This is a genomic window from Streptococcus suis, from assembly GCF_017601095.1.
Taxonomy (GTDB): Bacteria; Bacillota; Bacilli; order Lactobacillales; family Streptococcaceae; genus Streptococcus; species Streptococcus suis_Z.
This window is the reverse complement of record NZ_JAGFUX010000026.1, coordinates 1-4,747: the sequence shown is the minus strand read 5'-3', so window position 1 is coordinate 4,747 and position 4,747 is coordinate 1. Positions and strand designations below refer to the sequence as shown.

General features: G+C 40.1%; 2 protein-coding genes and 1 pseudogene. All 3 read left to right on the top strand.

Annotation, left to right across the window (positions count from 1 at the left end):
- Nucleotides 1–122: 122 nt before the first annotated feature.
- A pseudogene (locus tag J5566_RS10825) lies at nt 123–245 on the top strand (CHAP domain-containing protein); the annotation flags it as partial.
- 341 nt (nt 246–586) lie between these two features.
- Nucleotides 587–1,222, top strand: a complete 636-nt coding sequence (locus J5566_RS10310; protein WP_105111810.1) for a hypothetical protein — start codon at nt 587–589, stop codon at nt 1,220–1,222.
- 158 nt (nt 1,223–1,380) lie between these two features.
- The coding region (locus tag J5566_RS10305) for an SspB-related isopeptide-forming adhesin (RefSeq protein WP_208563172.1) at nt 1,381–4,747 on the top strand (3,367 nt) is incomplete at its 3' end.

The following is a 4,747-nucleotide window of genomic DNA, read 5'->3' as shown; positions in this document are numbered from 1 at the left end:
CGATAAAGCAAAATCGTGATAATACACTATTGATGGAACGCCGTGTGCGGTGAAAGTCGCACGCACGGTGTGAAGCGGGGGAAAAGATGGAGATAGTATCAAAGTTTTACCTATCGCTATAAAAAGTCTACCCAGATGGCTCATTCCTTATCTCCGAAACCAACTATAATGGCAATCCAAACTACACCTTCCGAAAATTATCTGGAGTGGATAGTAGTTTGAGTTTTGCTTATACGACGAAATAAAAATATTAGAATACTTGTCTTCTTGTCCCAAATATTGTATGATATTTAGGACAAAGTGGTCATTTCATCTAAACTTTAAGCGTGAACATAGGTGTTGACAAATAAGGAATTATCCTATATAATAAGGATAAATAAAGATTATAAATTACTTGTGGGCTAGTGGATATGGTCTGCACCCGCCTGTGGGCTCCGCACTCAGTTCAAACTGTTTGTTGAGAAAAAGAATAGCAGGACTGCCTACCCTTGAGGAATAGATAGGGCATATCTAGCGTGAGGTGAAACTCAATACGTGGAAGAGAAGGAAGCACCTGCTTCCTTCTCTTTTTTAGGAGAAAATTAGAATGACATATACTTTGGAATGGCTCAAGACCTTTGATGGAGAGATTGATATTCTCAATGTCGATATGTCTTGTTTGGCCAATACTATTGAGAAATATGTTTCTCAGTACAAATACGTTTATCAGACAAATATGGAGGACTATCCTAAAATTGTTCTCTCCGTCCCAAATTCCTCTATTCCCCATCTATTAGGATTATCAAGAGATCATCATGTCAATTTACCAACTAATAATGCAGGGAGTATTTTTGAAGGATTAAAGGATGATTGGACATTGCAGCGTCTAAATAAGGCTGATAATGGATGGTTTAACGAAAATAAATTCAAAATCGTTGGTACATTACTACTTTATCAAATGTTACATGTGATGGAATGTAAATTTTATACAACGGATGGTATTTTGAATAGAAAAGTTGGTAAACGATTTAGAAGAGATAATATTTATTTTGTGGTCTTCAAATTAAGTAATGGTATTAGTTACACCGTTGAATTATCACATGAACAAGGAAATCAATACTTTCCAAGAAGTCTTAAAATCAACGACACCTTAATTACAAATTGTAGAGAAATAGAGCTGAAACTTGTTGACAAGAAACGCTTTAAGACTGCTAAAGTTAGAAAGGTTAATTGGCCGTCTTAATGTAAAAATTGATTTGGTGATAATCAGGTCATCCACTTTTATGGGTGGCTTTTTTCTTTTCCCTGAACTGATTGTGATACTAAAATCAAGCCTTCTTTTTTATGATGAGGAAAGAGTGACAGTATGTTGCTACAGAAAAAAGAAAAGAAGGACACATTATGACCAAAACATGTAATCATCACTTTCTTGTCAATCAGGAAAAAGGCGAGAAACACGTCTTTCGTAAGAGTAAAAAATACCGAACTCTTTGTTCGGTTGCTCTTGGAACAATGGTGACCGCTGTTGTTGCTTGGGGAGGAACGGTTGCACATGCTGATGAAGTCTCAAAATCAGTTGACACCACCATTCAACGAACGGAGAATCCAGCCACGAATTTACCAGAAGCACAACCAAACCCTGTATCTGAACAAACTGAAAGTTTAGGGTCAACTGGACAATCTAATGGTGCAATCGCTGTCACCGTACCACATGATACGGTAACACAAGCAGTTGAAGTGGCCAAGGCTGAAGGTGTTTCTACGGTTGAAGATAGCCCAATGGATTTAGGAAATACAACTTCTGCGTCAGAGACCAACCAACAAATTTCAAAATCAGAAGCAGATGCCCAAACACAGGTTGAGGCTATCAATGAAGTCACTGAAACCTACAAAGCTGACAAAGCAGCTTATGAGGATGAAAAAGTCCGAATTGAACAAGAAAATAAGAAGCTGACACAGGCTTACCAAGGTGCCAACCAAACTGGTAAAGAGACAAATGCTTGGGTTGATACCAAAGTCAATGACCTAAAAACTCGGTATGCAGATGCTGATGTGACAGTAAAAGAACAAGTAGTCTCATCAGGAAACGGAACATCTGTACTGGACTATACAAACTATGGCAAGGCTGTTGAAACTATTCAATCAACTAACGAACAAGCTGTAGCGGATTATCTAACAAAGAAAACCAAGGCAGATGATATTGTTGCGAAAAATCAGGCCATTCAAAAAGAAAATGAAGCTGGACTTGCTAAGGCAAAGGCAGATAATGAAGCCATTGAAAGGCGTAATCAGGCAGGTCAAGCAGCTGTTGATGCTGAAAACCGTGCAGGTCAAGCCGCAGTAGATCAAGCTAATCAGGAGAAACAACAATTTGTTTCAGATCGTGCAGCCGAGATTGAAGCTATTACAAAACGTAATCAAGAAAAAGAAGCCGCAGCCAGAAAAGAGAATGAAGCGATTGATGCTTACAATGCCAAAGAAATGGAACGCTATCAACGTGATTTGGCCGAGATTTCAAAAGGTGAAGAAGGTTATATTTCTGAAGCCCTTGCTCAAGCCCTCAATCTCAATAACGGTGAGCCACAAGCACAACATGGTGCCATTACTCGAAATCCTAATCAGATTATTTCAACTGGCGATGCTATGCTGGGGGGCTACTCAAGAATTTTGGATTCAACAGGGTTCTTTGTCTATGATAGCTTCAAAACAGGTGAGACTCTTAGTTTTAATTATCAAAATCTTCAACATGCACGATTTGATGGCAAAAAGATTAGCCGTGTGTCTTACGATATTACCAACCTTGTATCACCAGCTGGAGCTGATGCCGTGAAATTGGTTGTACCAAATGATCCAACCGAGGGCTTCATTGCCTATCGAAGTGACGGAAACGGTGACTGGCGAACAGACAAGATGGAGTTTCGTGTAGTTGCTAAGTATTTTTTGGAAGACGGTTCACAAGTAACCTTTTCAAAAGAAAAACCAGGTGTCTTCACACACTCGTCCCTCAATCATAATGACATTGGTCTAGAATATGTTAAAGATTCATCTGGGAAATTTGTGCCGATTAATGGCTCAACCGTTCAAGTGACTAATGAAGGTCTAGCACGTTCTTTGGGTTCCAACCGTGCAAGTGATTTGAACTTACCTGAGGAATGGGATACCACATCAAGTCGTTATGCTTATAAAGGAGCTATTGTCTCAACGGTCACATCGGGCAATACCTATACAGTCACCTTTGGACAAGGCGATATGCCACAGAATGTTGGATTATCTTACTGGTTTGCCTTGAATACCCTACCAGTGGCACGTACAGTAACACCTTATAGTCCCAAACCTCATGTAACGGTGGAACTTGAACCCGTTCCAGAACCTATTACGGTAACACCTGATGTTTATACACCAAAATCCTTTACACCAGAAAAGCCTGTAACCTTCACGCCAAAGCCTTTGGATGAAGTAGTGCAGCCTAGTCTAACTTTGACCAAGGTAACCTTACCTGTCAAACCTATTCCAAAAGAACTTCCAACGCCACCACAAGTACCCACTGTCCATTATCATGCGTACCGTTTGACGACAACTCCAGAGATTATGAAAGAAGTGATCAATAGTGACCAAGCTAATCTTCATGAGAAAACTGTCGCAAAAGATTCAACGGTGATTTATCCCTTAACAGTTGATGCCTTATCGCCCAATCGTGCCCAAACGACTAGTCTCATTTTTGAGGACTACTTGCCTGCTGGTTACCTCTTTGATAAGGAAACAACACAAAAAGAGAATGGAAACTATGTCTTTAGCTTTGATGCGACTAAGAATTTTGTGACTTTGACCGCAAAGGAAAACTTGTTGCAGGAGGTAAATAAAGATTTAACCAAGGTTTATCAACTGACTGCTCCAAAACTCTATGGTTCTGTTCAAAATGATGGGGCAACCTATTCCAATAGTTACAAACTCCTTTTGAACAAAGGTACAACCAATGCTTACACAGTCACTTCAAATGTTGTAACGGTTCGTACACCAGGTGATGGGGAGACAACCACACTCATTACACCAGATAAAAACAATGAAAATGCGGATAGTGTCCTCATTAATGACACGGTCGTAGCCCTTGGCACAACCAACCACTATCGTTTGACTTGGGATTTGGACCAGTATAAGGGTGATCGTTCTGCTAAAGAGACAATTGCACGAGGCTTCTTCTTTGTGGACGATTACCCAGAGGAAGTGCTCGATGTGGTGGAAAATGGCACGGCTGTTACTACCCTTGACGGTCAGAAAGTATCAGGAATAACGGTTAAAAACTATGCTTCACTAAATGAAGCTCCTAAAGACCTTCAAGCTAAATTAGCTCGTGCTAAAATTACACCGACAGGTGCCTTTCTAGTCTTTATGCCGGATGACAACCAAGCCTTTTATGACCAGTATGTTCAAACAGGAACTTCTTTAGCTCTTTTGACCAAAATGACGGTGAAAGATAGTCTCTATGGTCAAACTAAGACCTATACAAACAAGGCCTACCAAGTGGATTTTGGCAATGGCTATGAAACCAAAGAAGTGACCAACACCCTTGTTTCTCCAGAACCCAAGAAACAAAACCTAAACAAGGATAAAGTGGATATCAATGGGAAGCCCATGCTAGTGGGAACTCAAAATCACTATACTCTCTCATGGGACTTGGACCAATACCGAGGGATTAAAGCAGACAACTCTCAGATTGCACAAGGTTTTTACTTTGTGGATGATTATCCAGAAGAAGCTTTATTGCCGGATG